At 70.3% G+C, this 16,397-nt stretch carries 13 protein-coding genes; 5 read left to right on the forward strand and 8 right to left on the reverse strand.

Translation table 11 applies throughout. The features are described 5' to 3' along the window. The first annotated feature begins 7 nt into the window (after positions 1-7). Positions 8-652, forward strand: coding sequence for a GNAT family N-acetyltransferase (locus tag AMA02S_RS21360; protein WP_084265438.1), 645 nt, complete (start codon positions 8-10; stop codon positions 650-652). Positions 653-758: 106 nt separating this feature from the next. On the opposite strand, the gene AMA02S_RS21365 is transcribed toward AMA02S_RS21360, so the two are convergent. From AMA02S_RS21365 to AMA02S_RS21380, 4 genes are all read right to left on the reverse strand, one after another. Beyond that, the gene (locus AMA02S_RS21365; protein WP_067461111.1) at positions 759-1,226 is read right to left on the reverse strand and encodes a GNAT family N-acetyltransferase; all 468 of its coding nucleotides are present in this window, start codon (positions 1,224-1,226) and stop codon (positions 759-761) included. Between the two features lie 97 nt (positions 1,227-1,323). Then, positions 1,324-2,643 (reverse strand): helix-turn-helix domain-containing protein, encoded by a 1,320-nt coding sequence (locus AMA02S_RS21370; RefSeq protein ID WP_067461112.1) that lies wholly within the window; start codon positions 2,641-2,643, stop codon positions 1,324-1,326. 1,008 nt (positions 2,644-3,651) lie between these two features. Beyond that, entirely contained in the window at positions 3,652-4,485 is an 834-nt protein-coding gene (locus AMA02S_RS21375; RefSeq protein WP_067461113.1) for a class I SAM-dependent methyltransferase, read from the reverse strand. Between the two features lie 12 nt (positions 4,486-4,497). Next, positions 4,498-6,588 carry a prolyl oligopeptidase family serine peptidase gene (locus AMA02S_RS21380; protein WP_067461114.1) on the reverse strand — a complete coding sequence of 697 codons (2,091 nt, stop codon included), beginning with the start codon at positions 6,586-6,588 and terminating at the stop codon, positions 4,498-4,500. Between the two features lie 323 nt (positions 6,589-6,911). Here AMA02S_RS21380 and AMA02S_RS21385 point away from each other — a divergent pair, with 323 nt between their 5' ends. Then, a complete protein-coding gene (locus AMA02S_RS21385; protein WP_067461115.1) occupies positions 6,912-7,421 on the forward strand; it encodes an HNH endonuclease in 510 nt (169 codons plus the stop codon). A 71-nt stretch (positions 7,422-7,492) separates the two neighbouring features. After that, a complete protein-coding gene (locus tag AMA02S_RS40545; protein WP_084265481.1) occupies positions 7,493-7,702 on the forward strand; it encodes an FmdB family zinc ribbon protein in 210 nt (69 codons plus the stop codon). A gap of 286 nt (positions 7,703-7,988) precedes the next feature. On the opposite strand, the gene AMA02S_RS21395 is transcribed toward AMA02S_RS40545, so the two are convergent. From AMA02S_RS21395 to AMA02S_RS21405, 3 genes are all read right to left on the reverse strand, one after another. Further along, positions 7,989-8,339 carry a hypothetical protein gene (locus tag AMA02S_RS21395; RefSeq protein WP_067461117.1) on the reverse strand — a complete coding sequence of 117 codons (351 nt, stop codon included), beginning with the start codon at positions 8,337-8,339 and terminating at the stop codon, positions 7,989-7,991. A gap of 89 nt (positions 8,340-8,428) precedes the next feature. Next, positions 8,429-10,291, reverse strand: coding sequence for a dihydroxy-acid dehydratase (ilvD, locus tag AMA02S_RS21400; protein ID WP_067461118.1), 1,863 nt, complete (start codon positions 10,289-10,291; stop codon positions 8,429-8,431). A gap of 398 nt (positions 10,292-10,689) precedes the next feature. After that, positions 10,690-11,511 carry a nuclease-related domain-containing protein gene (locus tag AMA02S_RS21405; protein WP_067461119.1) on the reverse strand — a complete coding sequence of 274 codons (822 nt, stop codon included), beginning with the start codon at positions 11,509-11,511 and terminating at the stop codon, positions 10,690-10,692. Between the two features lie 260 nt (positions 11,512-11,771). On the opposite strand from AMA02S_RS21405, the gene AMA02S_RS21410 reads away from it, so the two are divergent. Together AMA02S_RS21410 and malQ are read left to right on the forward strand one after the other, a co-directional pair. Beyond that, entirely contained in the window at positions 11,772-13,298 is a 1,527-nt protein-coding gene (locus tag AMA02S_RS21410; protein ID WP_067461335.1) for an amidase, read from the forward strand. A gap of 38 nt (positions 13,299-13,336) precedes the next feature. Further along, entirely contained in the window at positions 13,337-15,379 is a 2,043-nt protein-coding gene (gene malQ / locus AMA02S_RS21415) for a 4-alpha-glucanotransferase (protein ID WP_067461336.1), read from the forward strand. On the opposite strand, the gene AMA02S_RS21420 is transcribed toward malQ, so the two are convergent. Beyond that, complete coding sequence (locus tag AMA02S_RS21420) at positions 15,372-16,370, reverse strand: hypothetical protein (protein WP_067461120.1); 999 nt, start codon at positions 16,368-16,370, stop codon at positions 15,372-15,374. The two genes, malQ and AMA02S_RS21420, sit on opposite strands and share 8 nt — an antisense overlap. Between the last annotated feature and the right edge of the window lie 27 nt (positions 16,371-16,397).

A 16,397-nucleotide genomic window follows, 5' to 3' on the forward strand; every position in this document is an offset into this window, starting at 1 on the left:
CCGGGCCATGGGACCAGCAGACGGCGCTCCCCGGCACGAACACACAACGCCGGGGGGCGGCTACGGCGACGCCGAAAACAGTCCCCGGACACTCGTCCGAGTCAAGCGCGAGCCCCCCGAGTGGGCCTTCGCGGAACTCCGGCTGCGGCGCTACCAGGCAGCCGACCACGCCACCGTCCTCGCGCTGCACCGGGAAGGGCTCGCTCAGGTGGGCCTGCGCCCCGGCGACGGCGTCTACTACGACCACGACTTCTTCCGGATGGAGGACATCTACCTGCGCAATGACGGCGAGTTCCTCGTCGCCGAGACCGGCGGTCAGATCGTCGCGATGGGCGGCCTGCGCCGCGCCGACCTCGTCCCCGGAGGCAGGGCCCGCGCATTCGGCGGCTACGCCCCCGGCACACCCGCCCTCGACGCCGTCGAAATGGTGCGGCTGCGCGTCCGTCCCACCGTCCAGCGCCGAGGCTACGGCACCGCCGTCGTCCAGGCACTGGAGGAACGCGCCCGCGAATACGGCTACCGCATCCTTCGCGCCGACACCACCGATCTCCAAGCCCCGGCCCTCGCCCTCTACCAGAAGTTCGGCTGGACGGAGACCCGCCGCGAAGTGATCGGCGGCATCGTCAACATCTACATTGAAAAGGAGCTGTAATCCACCGGGGCCGGCTTCCTGAGAACCACCGGATCCCGGCCCCGGCACCATGAAGAACGGCAAATGCCGAGTGAGGCACGAATGTCCGCGGACGGCTCGCGCTGGACTACACCAGATCCTTCGTCATGAACACGCGGTTGGTCTCCGGGCGAGCCGCGGGGATCTCGCCAAAGACACGCCAGCCATGTCTGAGATAGAAATCCGGAGCCTGAATCTTCATGGTGTAGAGCACGCCGGTGCGGCATCCGCGCCTGCGGCTCTCTTCCTCAGCCCGCCTCAAAACCTCGCCGCCGATGCCTGTACCTCGTAGCTCGGGCGGGAGATAGAACAAGTCCACGAACATCAGGCCCAACGAGGTCCGCCCCGTCAATCCGCCGACCACCCGCTTGGTCTGAGGGTCCCTGACGAGCACCGCGAGGGGGCGGCGATCATCAGTGCCCGACTCCTGAATGTTGAACCTGTTGAGCCCGTCTGAGATGACCGCGAGATCTTCAGCATCAGGCTGGTCGGTAACGAAAACGGCGGACTCGCCTGCCTCGGAGAAGGCGGACACACGCATCGCTGGGTCTGTCATGGAACGACAGTAGCGGCAGGGGACTGACAACGGCCCTGTGACCAGGGCTCGGTCACCTCACACCCACCCCACGCCAAGATCGTGATCCGCCGGGGTCTCAGGTGCCGGATGCCAGCGCGGGTCTGGGGGCGGTTCTGGCCAGTACGCCGCGGAACTCCCTGACGGTCGGGCGTAGCTGCTGATCGAGCGGGACGGCTCGCAGGACGAAATGGCCCATCGCGGTGGTCATCTGGGTTCGGCGATCGGCCGGGATGCCGTCGAGGATCTGTGCTGCCTGTTTCATGCCGCGATCGGTTCCGCCCTTCACGATCGTGCACATGGCTTCATGCAGGCGGACGTTGGTCTCGTATGGGGTGTCCCCACCGCGGCGGCGAGCGATGGCCAAAACCTGGTCGCGTGCCTGATCAGCGTCCTGCTCGTTGCCCGCGGCCGCGTATACCCAGCTCTGCGCGAAACGAGGTTGGTCCTCCACCCACAAGTTGGGGAGGATGCTGGGGGGCGTGTCGGGTCCGCCGTAGTCGACGTTGACTTGCAGTGCCTTCATGGCTTGGTCATGTTGGCCAAGGATGGTGAACGCCTTGGCGCGGGTACCGGCGAGGTCAGCTTTCCAGAACGAGGGTGCGTCCCCGGCCAGATGCTCCGTCTGCCTGACGAGAGCCAGCACCGTTTCCAGGTCGCGCTGACCGTAGAGTCCTACCTTTGCCTCTTCGCATCGGATCATCAGTCGCAGATCGAGGTCGCCGGTGCTGTCGGCGGCGCTACGCGCGGTCCGCCACCAGCGGATGGCGGACCCATGGTCTCCCAGGCGGTTGGACATGTGCGCGTGGAGCATCGCCAGGGCGGCTTGTACCCGCTGTAGCTCGGTGAGGTCCCCGGCTTCGGCGGTATCGAGTTGCTGGCTGAGAGCCAGGAGATCGGTCACCAGGTCTTCCAGGGCCAGCGAGGCGGGACGGGTGCGCAGCGCGTGCAAATGATCGATGCACGCGAGATGCCAGTCGCCCAGGTCGTGAGGGGCCGACGTCAGGACGAGATCAGTCAGACGGCGGTGCAACGGTGCGGCCGCCGACATGCCGACACTCACGCCGATCGTGGTCAGGAGCTGAAGGGCTGCGCGGCGCTGCATGTCGTCGCCCCAGAGGTCGGGAATGCTGCCAAAGGTCACAGTACCCATCGCGGTGGCGCGCCGACCCTGAAAGGAGCGCCGCGGTCGTGAAGGTTCTGGTTTGAGGGCTGCGAGAGCCCCGTCCGCACCGAGGATCTCGTCCAACCGCTCCGCCATCTCCTGTGACGGAGTTCTCAGATCTCGGGCAATCCTCGACAGATAGCCGTCGTCGCAGGGGACGAGGCCGCTCATTTTGCGTTGGCTGATCTGCTGCTCGTTCATGAGTTCGCGGAGCTTTTCGCCGAACGTCGTCATCGACTCATCCCGTTTCGCCCGCATTTGCTCTGCCATCTGTTTTTGTCCCGGCCGTCGGGCAGATGGACAGCGACTTTCACGTTAACGCCAAAAGGAGTCAGGTGTTGGTCGAACGGTTTCGCAGGATATGAAACGGCCCCGGCTCGGCACGGCAACGCCGGGGGTATCTGTGGCCTTGCCGGCATAGGGGTCGAGAGATGGGAAACGTACGTCAGTCGCCGGAAGCGGACGATAGCGCGGGGCCCGACGGCCTGCCTCTCGGAGTGGTGACCGGGGCTCCGATCCCACCTGATGCCCCCAGGTCTCCCCTCTTCGCGGCCCCAGCACCCTTCCCGCGTGGGGTACGGCATTGGCGCGGTCGGGCGACGGGGACGTTCTGGGCGATGATTCCGTGGCCTTGGGCGCCGTCCGGTTACCGGCTGATCGAAGCCGCGACCGAGGCCGACCTCGCTGGACAGGTCCGGCACCTCATGGACGGCATGGCCGCACATTGGGCGAGCCACCACAGGGGGGCCTAGTTGCTGCCGGACCGTCTGGAAGATCCCATGGCCAGCCCTTGGACCTGGTGGTGGCTGCTGGGCGGGCCCCGTCACGTCCACCCGGTGCTTGCCAGGCCAGAGCCGCAGAGCCCACCCGCAGGCGCCGCCCATCCGCCCTGGAAAGAGGAGCCGGACGCGTCATCGGCGACCGAAGATGATCACCCTTGTGAGACGCCACCAGGTACGCCGGTGATCCAGAACCCGTCCGGATGCGAATAGAAGGAGGGGCGGCGCGACCGTCATGTCGGCCGCTGCGATCGGTCGCGTCGCCCTCCTTGGCCCCTGACCAAGTGCCAGAGCCGCACCCACCCCAGGGCCCGAACCCAACTCAGCAGGCTTGAACCCCGACCACGGCCTGAACCGAACCCCGGCAGGCTTGAACCCAAGCCGCCGGTTCGGGACAGGCACGCGGAGCGAGCTCTGCGAGTGCAGCGGGCATGCCCGGCGCGCCGTGCCCCCGGAGCGAGCGCTAGCGAGTGAGGAGGTGACGAGCCGCGCGGCCGGGGGGTTTGGGGGGTCGCACCCCCAAAACCAACTGCATGAGGGGGTAGCGGCGGTGCTTGATGTGGGTGAGGCCTCGGTCGGCCAGGGCGCTGGTGATCTCTTGGTCGCCGAAGACGGTGCATCCGGTGGCGCGTCGCACCAGTTCGCGGCCCAGGTCGGTGGGCAGGGGGAGGGGACGGCGGGAGGTGAGGATGATCAGGTGTCCGCCTGGCTTCAGGACGCGGGTCATGCCGTCCACGGCCGTCCAGGGGTCGTCGAACAGGTACAGGGCGCCGAAGCAGCAGACGGCGTCGAAGGTCGCGTCGCGGAAGGGGAGGTCCACCGCGTTTCCTCGGACGTAGCCGATCGGTGCGGTGGCGGGGGTATCGGCGGCGGCGCGGGTGAGCATGGTCTCGGACGCGTCCAGGCCGACGACCAGGCCGGCAGGGGAGACGCCTGCCGCCAGGGCGCGGGTCACGTTGCCGGGGCCGCAAGCCACGTCCAGGACGTTCGCGGGTGGTTTGGTGGCGTCGTCCGGTTGGGCGAGACCGAGCCAGTCGCGTGCCGTGGCCTGTTCGGTGGCGGTGTCAGGACCGAGGGGCCAGCCCTTCGCCAGGTTGAAGCCGACCGGCCGCCATACCTTCTCGTAGATGCGCGGCAGGAACGTCGACTGCATCACGGACTGCGCGGGTGACGGCGGTGGTTCGGCGGAGGGGCCCAGCAGGTCCAGATATCCGGCGGACATGTCGGGCTCGTCCGGCGGATCCTGGAGTAGTCCGGCGATTCGCTCAGCGGGTGGCAGCACCGACGTGGCGTTCACCCTCTCATTAGATCACCGCGCTCCCTCGCCGTCGGACAGGGGGAGGTTCGTCTGGGCGGCGGTGAAGGCGAGGGTGTCGGCCATCAGGTCGATCGAGCGGCTCACCGAGCGGGCGGCGTGGCCGACCTCCGCCTCGTCGCGGAGCAGGATCGGGGCGCCGGACGAGGTGGCGTGCTGGAGCGCGGCGCACAGCTTGCGGGCGTGCAGGGGATCCACACGGGTGTCGCTGCCGAACGTGGTGAAGAGGGTGGCCGGGTAGGCGGTCCCGGGGTGGACGTGGTGGTACGGGGAGTAGCCGATGAGCCAGCCGAACTCCTCGGGGTCGTCCGCGGTCCCGTACTCGTCGTTCCAGGTCTGCCCCAGGCCGAACTTCTCGTAGCGGACCATGTCCAGCAGCGGGGCCGAGCAGACGACCGCGCGGTACAGGTCGGGACGCTGGGTGAGCGCGACGCCGACGAGCAGGCCGCCGTTGGAGCCGCCCGAGATCGCCAGCTGGGCCGAGGTGGTGAGGCCGTCGGCGATCAGCTTCTCGGCGGCGGCGTGGAAGTCGTCGAAGACGTTCTGCTTCCGCTCGCGCATTCCGGCGCGGTGCCACTCCTCGCCCTCCTCGGACCCGCCGCGCAGGTTCGCGATCGCGTACACGCCGCCCGCCTCGACCCACGCGAGGATGCTGGCCGAGTACGCGGGGGTGAGGGAGATGTTGAAGCCGCCGTAGCCGTAGAGGATCGCCGGACGCGGGCCCGAGGCGCCGGGGCGGGACGCCACCAGCATCCGCACCTCGGTGCCGTCGGACGAGGTGTAGACGACCTGGCGGGTCTCGATCTCGGGGACCTCGACCGTGCCCGGCGCGGACGCCCACAGCGCCGTCTCGCCGGTACGGGCGTCGTAGCGCAGAACCGAGGACGGCGTGACGTTGTCGGTGTAGCCGAACCACGCCTCGTGCCCGCCCTCGGGGCGTTCGATGATCCCGCCGATCGAGCCCAGACCGGGTGTGGGAACCGCGCCGATCCGCTCGCCCGTCTCCAGGTCGTGGACGGTGATCTCGCTGATCGCGTGGCGGGTCCACCCGGCCAGCAGGACGGGTGTGTCCAGATCGTCCAGGATCGCGAAGTCGCTGAGGACGGCCTCGGGGTCTTCGGGGATCAGGTCGCGCCAGGTCCCGTACGAGGGGTCGGACGGGTCGGTCACGCACAGCCGGGACCGGGGGGCGTCACGGTCGGTGAAGACGTAGGCGCGGCCGTCGCGTCCGATGTGCAGGCCCGTCTCGGCGTCCACGCCTTCCTGGACGGCACGCAGCTCCGGCCGGTCGGGCGGCGAGGCGGACAGGTCGGCGATCCACAGGTCGTTGCGCGGCGCGGTGCCCTGGGACGAGGAGATCGTCAGCCAGCGCCCGTCGCGGCTGACGCCGACGCCGTAGTAGTTGGTCTTGTCGCGCCCCTCACCGAAGATCAGGATGTCGTCCCTGTCGGGATCGGTGCCGAGCCGGTGCAGGTAGACGCGCCGGTGGTACTGCTCCTCGCCCTCGGGGACGTCTCCGGCCGCCAGCCGCCGCCCGTAGAAGAACGCCTCACCGCCGGGCAGCCACGCGACGGAGGAGTAGCGGACCCGGTCGATGGGCCCCTCCACCGGCTCGCCCGTCTCGATGTCGATCACGTACAGCAGCGACTCCTCGTCCCCGCCGGTCGACACCTTGTAGCTCAGGAGGCGGCCCTCCTTGTCGGGCTGCCAGCCGTCCAGGGTGGTGGTGCCGTCGGGGTCGAGGGCCATGGGGTCCACCAGGACGCGCTCGGCGCCGTCCGGGCCGGCGGTGTAGAGCACCGGGTGCTCCTGCTCGGCCGTCCTGCGGGTGAAGAACCGCCGCTCGCCCCGCCACACCGGGGACCCGACGCTCCCGGCGCCGAGCAACTCGCCGAGCCGCCGCCGTAGCCGCTCCCGCCCCGGCAGGGCGGCGGCGACCTTGCGGAACAGCTCGTCCTGCGCGGCGAGCCACTCCTTGGTCTCGTCGCTGTCGGGGTCCTCCAGCCAGCGATACGGGTCGGCGACCGTGTGACCATGGATCTCGTCGACGATGTCCTGGCGCGGCGCGGACGGATACGGCGTCATGGGGTGAACTGTATTGGTCCTTGCGGCCGGCTCAGAACCCGCCATAACGCCGTCCTCACAGCGGATTCGACGCTCTCGGGGTGTGTTTTTGCGTTCGATCTGGCACGTGGTGGGGGATTATTGGGGTAGCGGACGGGCTCCTCAGACGCCACACTGATTCCGGGTCGGTTCGCCCCTGAGGAGGACCTCATGGCGAGTGCGCAGGTGCCGGAGACAATAATCGGGCCTCGGTGGGAGGCGCGCTCAGCCGCGCCCGCCGAGGCCAACGGACGACAACGCGGTGGACACAGTCGCGAAGCACAGCGCCCGGCGGAGGGCGTCTGATGCGACAAGTCCTCCTCCTGAACGCGACGTACGAACCACTCACCACCCTCCCGCTCAGGCGGGCGGTCTGCCTCGTGCTCCGGGAGAAGGCAGAGATCGTCCATCACGACACCTCCGGCGCGGTGCTCCACTCGGCCACCATGGCGATCGACGTCCCGTCGGTGATCCGACTGCGGCGTTATGTCCGGATCCCGTTCCGCACCCGCGTCCCGCTGACCCGCGCGGCCCTGATGCGGCGTGACAACTTCCGCTGCGTCTACTGCGGCCGCCGTGCCGAGACGATCGACCACGTCCACCCGCGCAGCCGTGGCGGCAAGCACGTCTGGGAGAACTGCGTCGCGTCCTGCATGACGTGCAACCACCGCAAGGCCGACCGCCTCCTCGAAGAGCTGGGCTGGACGCTCAGCATCACCCCCGGCGTCCCGCGGGGCGCCCATTGGCGCCTCATCGGCCTCGTCCACGACGGTGACCCCCAGTGGGCCGCCTACGTGACGGAACCCGCGGCCTGACGCCCTGAGACCCGGGCCGGGCGGCGCCGCGTGCTCTCGTCCGCCTCGTCCCCACCCCGTATCCTGTGGGCGTGCCACGCTATGACTACCGATGCCGCGCCTGCGGGTCCACCTTCGAGGTCTCCCGCCCGATGATCAACGCCTCGGACCCGGCGCCCTGCCCAGACGGCCACGACGACACGGTGAAGCTGCTGTCCACGGTCGCCGTCACCGGCACCGCAGGGGGCCCCAAGCCCCCGCCGTCCGGCGGAGGCTGCTGCGGCGGAGGCTGCTGCTCCTGACGCGCCCCCAGAGGGCGTCGAAGGGTGGGACGATCCGGACAACGATGATCAGTTGTCCGTGTGGATCCACCAGGAAGTGGAACCAGCCGCCTGCGGCGTCCATCCGCCGCAGGCCGCCGGGTCGGAGCCCTTGTCCGAGCTCGGAGACGTCGATTCCGCTCGCAGCGAGCTCACATAGCTTGACGAGCTCGTCCGCAAGTCGCTCGACCTCTTCGACCACCCGAGTCCGGGACCCGGTCGGTGACATTCGAGCGGCCCGGGTCGTACGCCCAGCTCCACGAGTCGTTCAAGGCCGGAGGTTCCAGCCCAGCGCGGCGAACGCGTCGTCCAGTATGCGGCCGGTCTCTGCTGCGGCGGCCCGAGAATCCTCACCCCTGCTTGCGGCGTCCTCTAGCTCCCGGAGCCGTGCAGAGACATGTGGTTGGCGGTGAATCTGGATCTCCAAGGACCACTGCCGGCAGAAACGCTGAAGCGGGGCGATGCCGGATCCTTGGCGTGCCACCTCGGCGCATTCGTCCAACTGGCCCGTGAACGCGGGCAGGGACGCGGGCAGGATCTGGGCGACCGCCTGACGCAGGGCGGGGATGGTGGCTGGAGGCTGCGGGATGAGCGGCTCCTCGGTCGCCAGGGTCGACATACGCTCTCCCATCCGAAAATGGCCGCCCCGGCTTATCGGGCGGGCCGACCGGCGGCTGGGGGCAGGCGGTCGACCCGTTGCCCGGGGCCTCAGGAGTGGGGTTGGTCGAGTTGGGTGACGTCGCGGGCGGCGCCGGTGGAGGCGGAGGTGGCCATGGCGGCGTAGGCGCGGAGGGCGGCGCTGACGGGGCGGTGGCGGTCGCGGGGGCGGTAGCCGCCGAGGTCGGCGAGGAGCTTCTCGCGGCGGATCTCCAGCTCGTCGGACGGGACGTCCAGCTCCAGCGTGCGGTGCGGGATGTCGATCACGATACGGTCGCCGTCCTGGACGAGGGCGATGATGCCGCCGCCCGCCGCCTCGGGGGAGGCGTGCCCGATGGACAGCCCTGAGGTGCCGCCGGAGAAACGGCCGTCGGTGATCAGCGCGCAGTCCTTGCCGAGGCCGCGGCCCTTGAGGAAGCTCGTCGGGTAGAGCATCTCCTGCATGCCGGGGCCGCCCTTCGGGCCCTCGTAGCGGATCACGACGACGTCACCGGCCTTGACCTTCCCACCGAGGATGCCCTCGACGGCCTGGTCCTGGCTTTCGAAGACGACGGCGGGGCCGGTGAAGGTCCACAGGTCCTCGTCCACGCCGGCGGTCTTGACGATCGCGCCCTCGGGGGCGATGTTGCCGCGCAGGACGGCGAGGCCGCCGTCGGCGGTGTAGGCGTGCTCGGCGTCGCGGATGCAGCCTTCGGCGCGGTCGAGGTCGAGCTCTTCCCAGCGGGCGCTCTGGCTGAAGGCGGAGGTGCTGCGGACGCCGCCGGGCGCCGCGTGGAACAGCTCGACGGCCTCGGGGAGGACGTCGGGGGAGCGGACGTCCCACTTGGCGAGGAACTCCTCCAGGGACGCCGAATGGATCGAGTGCGTGGAGGTGTTCAGCAGGCCGGCCCGGTGCAGCTCGCCGAGCAGGGCGGGGATGCCGCCGGCGCGGTGGCAGTCCTCGACGTGGTACTTGCCGGTGGCGGGGGCGAGCTTGCAGATGCAGGGGACGCGGCGGGACACCGCGTCGATGTCGGCCAGCCCGAAGTCGACGCCGCCCTCGTAGGCGGCGGCGAGCAGGTGCAGGATCGTGTTGGTGGAGCCGCCCATGGCCACGTCCAGGACCATGGCGTTCTCGAACGCCTCGCGGGTGGCGATGCTCAGCGGCAGGACGGAGGCGTCGTCGCCGTCGTAGTAGCGGCGGGCGACGTCGACCACGGCGCGGCCCGCGTCCTCGTAGAGGCGGCGGCGGGCGGTGTGGGTGGCGAGGACGGTGCCGTTGCCGGGCAGGGCCAGCCCGATCGCCTCGGTGAGGCAGTTCATGGAGTTGGCGGTGAACATGCCCGAGCAGGAGCCGCAGGTGGGGCAGGCGCTCTCTTCCAGCTCCAGGAGCTTGTCGTCGGCGATGGAACCGTCCGCGGACGCGATGATGGGGTCGATCAGGTCGAGCTTGTTGCCCCCCATGACGCCCTCGACGGGCTTGCCCGCCTCCATCGGGCCGCCGGAGACGAACACGGTGGGGATGTTGAGGCGCAGCGCGGCCAGCATCATCCCTGGAGTGATCTTGTCGCAGTTGGACACGCAGACCAACGCGTCGGCGCAGTGCGCGTTGACCATGTACTCGATGGCGTCGGCGATCACCTCGCGGGAGGGCAGCGAGTAGAGCATCCCGTCGTGGCCCATGGCGATGCCGTCGTCCACCGCGATCGTGTTGAACTCGCGGGGGACACCGCCGGCCTCGCGGACGGCGCCCGCGACGACCTTGCCGACCTCGTCCAGGTGGACGTGGCCGGGCACGAACTGGGTGAAGCTGTTGGCCACCGCGACGATCGGCTTGCCGAAGTCCTCACGTTCGACGCCGCTGGCCCGCATGAGCGCGCGGGCGCCCGCCATGTTCCTGCCGTGCGTGACCGTGCGTGACCTGAGCGCGGGCATCTTCTGACCTCTCCAACCTGTGACGTGCCGTGACCGTTCGTCCTGCCGTGCCGGCGCCGTTCTGGCGGGGACAGGGCGGACCTGCATGTCCGCAGCGGCGGATCGCGGCGCTGCCGGCCGGTTCAGCGGAGATCGCGCGCACCGGCCCGTGTCCTTCGATGCTACCAACGTCGGGTCGATGCGATCCCGGGCCCGGGAGGCCGGCCCTCCGGCTGTGCCCTGGCGGGCGGAATCGCTTCGCGATCAGGCGCGCCGGCTCGCCCACGCTCCGGCGTGCTGGTAGCGCGCTCGCGTGACGCCACTGGTGGGAGAAGGGGCCGCGACGAGGCGTCCCTCCCGGTCGTTCCGGGGTGTCATGTCGGGGCGGCCCGGGGAAAGGCGGGCCGCCCGCTCGCCTCTCAGTCGGCGTACTTCGGCGGCAGGGCCTTCTCCGCCGCCTCGAAGATCCGGTCGACGTCGGTGTCGGTGAGGATCTTCGGTCGGCGCCGCAGGTACGCGCGCGCCCGGTTGCCGGCGTAGACGTCCACGTCCCGGACCCGCATGACCTTCCACGGGATGGACGGGCCGTAGATGGCCACGGACGGCTGTACGGGCACGTCGAACCCGACCTGCCCGCCGATGATGCGGCTTGCCTGCTCGGCCTCCCAGCGTGCCTCGTCCAGGCGGTCCTTCTTGTTGAAGGGGCCGTGGAAGAGCTTGAGGTGGGACATGGTGCGCACCGGCAGCCGCTTGTCCCATTTCTCGGAGTCGATGGCGTAGACGCCGCTCGGCCCGATCACCAGGTGGTCGATCCGCCCGTCGCTGACGCCCTCGTCGTCGCGGGGCACGGCGCGTGCGTGGAGCACGAGGTACCCGTTGCGCTGGAGGGACTTCAGCTGCTTCTCGGTGCGCCGTTCGGCGGCCGAGGACTTCTGCCAGGCGGGGACGCTTGAGTCTTTGCGGGATGTGCGGACGGTGTCGACGATGACCACGAGTATCGCCGCGGTGATCCCGCCGCGGACGCCGACGATGAGGGAGAGCACGATGCCGGCCGCGATCGCCGCGCCGATGCGCCACATCCAGCGGCGGATCTGGGCGTCGCCGAGCAGGGCCCCCGACGCCCGCTCCTCGGTCGTCTCCTTCACCGGGGTCTCGTGGGCGTGCTCACGTGACTCCTCCGACTCGCCCGGAGGCTGGCCCCGGGCTTCTTCTTGGCTGTTGCCCCGCTGCATGATCGCCATGAGTGACGCTCCGTATTCCTTTCACATCGGGGGCATGATCCTCCGTGCGCAGAGTAATCATTGCGACGGTGGCCTACTAGTAATGCCGGGTTAATACTTTTGTCGCCGTCAGGAGGTGATTCACTGACGGTGCCGACGGGTATGATGGTACTTATCTTCTCTTCCGGAGCGGTACCCACTCCTGTCATCTTTGATGCGCGTCCGTCCGGCGTCTACCGTTCGCCCTTGTGACCCATACCCACGACCTCAGCGTCATACGGATGGCCGAGGCCGTCCGTTCCGGCGAGTTGTCGCCGGTCGAGCTCACCGACCACTACCTTGACCGCATCGACCGTCTGGACCCGCAGGTCGGCGCCTATGTCACCGTGACTGCCGAGATTGCCAGGGAACAGGCACGACAGGCCGAGAAGGCCGTGCTGGACGCGCCGGATCCGGACGCGCTGCCACCACTGCACGGCATACCGGTTCCGATCAAGGACCTCAACATGGTCAGCGGCGTCCGGGCGACGTTCGGCTCGGATGTTTTCGCCGAGCTGACCGGTTTCCTGGACGACAACGTCGTGTGCCTCCTGAGGCAAGCGGGATCTGTCCTCCTAGGTAAGACCACGGCCCCCGAATTCGGACTGCCCTGTTACACCGAAAGCGGCGTCGCGCCGCCGGCCCGGACGCCATGGGATCTCACCCGGTCGGCCGGCGGGTCCAGCGGCGGCGCCGCCGCGGCGGTGGCCGCCGGGCTCGCACCGACCGCGCAGGGCAGCGACGGCGGCGGTTCGATCCGGATCCCGAGCAGCGTCTGCGGGCTCGTCGGGATCAAGCCCACCCGCGGCCGGGTCTCGCAGGGGCCGATCATCCCCGACCTTTTCGGGCTGTCCACCAACGGCCCCATCGCCCGGACCGTCCGGGACGCGGCCCTCTTGCTGGACGTGATGGCAGGCCCGATGCCCGGCGACCTCTACGCGGCGCCGCCCGTCCAAGGAACGTTCCTGTCCTATGCGGACCGCCCGCCGGGACGGCTGCGCATCGCCAGGAGCCGCGAGCCCGCCGTGCCCGGCGCCGTCGTCCACCCCGACTGCGTGACCGCCTATGACGAGGCGTCCGCGCTGCTGGAGGAACTGGGCCACGAGGTCGTGGAGCTGCCGCCGGTGCTCGGCACCGATCTCGTCCCGCACTTCGAGCTGTTGTGGGGGGTGATGGCCACCATGACGCCGGTCCCGGGCGACAAGGAGCACCTCCTCCAGCCGCTCACCCGCTGGCTCCGCGAGCGCGGGCGGGCCACGAGCGCGACGCAGCTGTTCCAGGCGCACGCCGCGCTCCAGGCGGCTCTGCGCGGCGCCTTCCCCGTGATGGACGGGTTCGACGCGATCCTGCATCCCACCCTGGCCCAGCCGCCTGCGCCGGTCGGGTACTTCCACGACCAGGAGCCCGCGGAGAACTTCCAGCGGCAGAAGGACTTCACGCCGTTCTGCGCCGCGTACAACATTTCCGGCCAGCCGGCTGTGAATGTGCCTCTGCACTGGACCAAAGGTAGTTCCGGGGGGTCTGGGGGGTTGTCCTCCCAGGGGGTGCAGGGTAGTTCCGGGGGGTCTGGGGGGTTGTCCTCCCAGGGGGTGCAGGGTAGTTCCGGGGGGTCTGGGGGGGTGTCCCCCCAGGGGGTGCAGGGTGGACTGCCCATTGGGATCATGCTGGCGGGGCGGCTCGGTGGGGAGGGGACGCTCATCTCCCTGGCGGCGCAGCTGGAGGAAGCGCGTCCATGGGTCGACCGCAAGCCCGCCATCTGGGAGGCGTGACCCTTTTGGCCCCGTTTTGATGGGGCATGCCGGCAAGCGTGGCTGACGACGAACTGATCACGCTGGCCGAGCGGCACGGGGTCGCGACGCGGTACACCGACTGGCGGGGGCAGGAGGTCGGGGTGAAGCGGGACACCCTCGTCGCCGTTCTGGCGGCCCTCGGGGTGGACGCATCGTCGCCGGCTCCGCCCCGGCCGATGCTGCCGCCGGTCGTCGTGGTGCGCCGGGGCCTCGCGGCGCGGTTCGCGCGGACGTGGGCGGGTGAGCCACCGGAGTTGAGCGTGGAGCTTGACTCCGGGGAGGTGGTCCCGTTCGTCGAGGACGACCTTCCGCTCGGCTGGCACCGGCTTCACGCGCGCCAGGGCGGCATGCAGGAGACCGTGTCGCTCCTCGTCTCTCCGAGAGCGCTGGAGCCCCCTCCGAAGACGTGGGGGTTCACGGCCCAGCTCTACTCGGTGCGCTCCAGGGCGTCGTGGGGGATGGGCGATCTACGCGATCTGGCGGACCTCGCCTCCTGGAGCGCCGGGGAGCTGGGCGCCGGGTTCACTCTGATCAATCCGCTGCACGCGACGGAGCCCGTCCCGCCGGTGGGTCCCTCGCCGTACTCGCCGATGAGTCGCCGTTTCGCCGCGCCGATCTACCTGCGCGTCGAGGACCTTCCCGAGTACGCGGTCCTGCCACCGGACGACCGGGAGCGGCTCGCGGCCCTGTCCGCCCCGCTCCGCGACGCCGACGGGCCGCTCGACCGCGACGCGGTGTGGACGGCCAAGCTGGCGGCACTGGAACTGCTGTACCGCCTCCCGCGCGAGCCCGAGGCCCAGCGGCGCTATGAGGAGTTCCGTGGGCGCGAGGGACGGGCGCTCACCGCGTTCGCGACGTGGTGTGCCCTGAGCGAGGAGCACGGCGGAGACTGGCGGCACTGGCCCGCCCAGCTCCGCGACGTCGGGAGCCCCGCCGTGGCCGAGGCCGCCGACCGGCTCGCGGCCCGCGTCGACTTCCACGCCTGGCTCCAGTGGTGCCTGGACGGCCAGCTCGGCGCCGCACAGCGGGCGGCCAAGGACGCCGGGATGCCGGTCGGGATCGTCCACGACCTGGCGGTCGGGGTGGCCCACGGCGGCGCCGACTCGTGGATTCATCGTGACCTGATGGCCCCCGGCATGAGCGTCGGGGCGCCGCCGGACGAGTTCAACCAGCGCGGCCAGGACTGGGGTCAGCCGCCCTGGCATCCGCACCGCCTGGCGGAGGCCGCCTACGTCCCGTACCGGGAGATGCTGGCCGCCGCGCTCCGGCATGGCGGCGGGCTGCGCCTGGATCACGCGATGCAGGTGTCGCGGCTGTGGTGGGTGCCTGAGGGCGGCTCGCCGGCGGACGGGACCTATGTCCGCTATGACCGGGACGCTCTGCTCGGCTGTCTGGTCTGGGAGGCGGCGCGGGCGGGAGCGGTCGTGGTGGGCGAGGACCTCGGCACGGTGGAGCCCGAGGTCCGCGACGACCTGGCCGACCGAGGCATCCTCGGGACGTCCCTGCTGTGGTTCGAGCGCGACGAGCAGGGCCGCCCGAAGGCCCCGGACCGGTGGCGGGAAACCTCCCTGGCCACGGTCGGCACCCACGACATGCCGCCGATCACCGGTTTCCTGCACGGCGACCACATCGCGCTCCGTGACCGTCTCGGGCTCCTCACTCGTTCGCCGGTCGAGGAGGCGGACGACCATCGGCGGCAGCTGACCGACTGGCTTGCCCTTCTGCACGCCGAGGACCTGCTCGCCGCCCCACCGGACAAGATCATGCGCGCGCTGGAGGACGGCTCGTCCGCCTATGACGAGCAGGTGGTGGTGGCTCTCCACGCCCTTCTCGGACGGACGCCGGCCCGCCTCATCGGTATCTCCCTCGCCGACGCCGTGGGGGAGCGCCGTACCCAGAACCAGCCTGGAACGATCGACGAGTACCCGAACTGGCGGGTCCCCCTGGCCGATGCCACCGGCAGGCCCGTCCTGCTGGAGGATCTTGCGGCGAATCCCCGGGTGCGGGCGGCCGTGGAGTGGCTTCCGTCCAATCCGCCGCCCGGTCTTCCGCTCAGCTGAGCGTCGCCGTGATGCGGTCGGTGACGTCGTAGAGGAGGGTGTCGGGGACGAGCCCGGCGGCGGCGATCGTCGAGAACAGGGACGGCAGGCCCGCCAGCGGGTAAGGATCGTCGTCCGTGCCGTTCAGGGCGGTGTGCCCCAGGGGCTGGTGCACTAGGGACTTCCGCGCGCGCGTCCACGCGGTCTGCACTTCCTCGGGAGAGGGGACACCGAAACCGTGGCCCACCGGCGCGGCGTGGCGGAGCTTGACCAAGGCGCTGTCGGTGAAGTCGGCCGCGAGCTTGCAGCGCTCGGCCAGGTCGGTGCGGACGGCGTCGTCCAGGCGGGTCATGACGGTGCAGGGGGTGCGGCAGCGGGCCGCGCAGTCACCGAGTGCCGAGGCGACCTGGCTGTGCTGCCGGTCCAGATAGGCGCGCCAGCCGGGGCCCGGCTCCTTGGAGACCCGCAGCGTCCGCTCGCAGGCGGAACGTTCCGGACGGGTGTGGTCGCAGTTCCGCGCGGTCGCGGGGTCGATCGGCACGCCGAAGCGGCTGCCCTCGCCGTTCACCGACGGGCCGATCAGCGCCGGGTCGCCCGCGTGCCCGAGGACGGGTTCCCACGCCAGCAACGGCAGGTACTCGCTCGCGATGTGGACGGCGGCGACGAGCGCGGCCATGTCGCGGCGGTACCAGCGGATCGCGATGACCTCCAGGAGGAGGGCGTAGGCGGGACGCAGGCTCGCGAGGGCCCCGCGCGGCCGCTCCCTCGGCGCCTGCGGCATCCGGCTGGCGCGCGCGCGGTCGAGGAGGTCCTTCGGGACGTCTCCGACGTCCTCGGGCATACCGAAGTCCTCGGCGTCCAGGTCCAGGACGCGCTGCCCGAACGCGCACAGTGCCGCCACGGAGGTGGACTGCACGTCCGCCCCGGGCGTCCCCTGCGTGATGAGCGCCTCCAGGTCCCCGAACGCGTAGCGCCGTGCCAGTGCCGTCAGAACGTCCCGCGCCGTCTCCACGCCCCCACCTTTCCATCCCGTGACCAT

Origin of the sequence: Actinomadura macra NBRC 14102, assembly GCF_001552215.1 — a bacterium.
Taxonomy (GTDB): domain Bacteria; phylum Actinomycetota; class Actinomycetes; order Streptosporangiales; family Streptosporangiaceae; genus Spirillospora; species Spirillospora macra.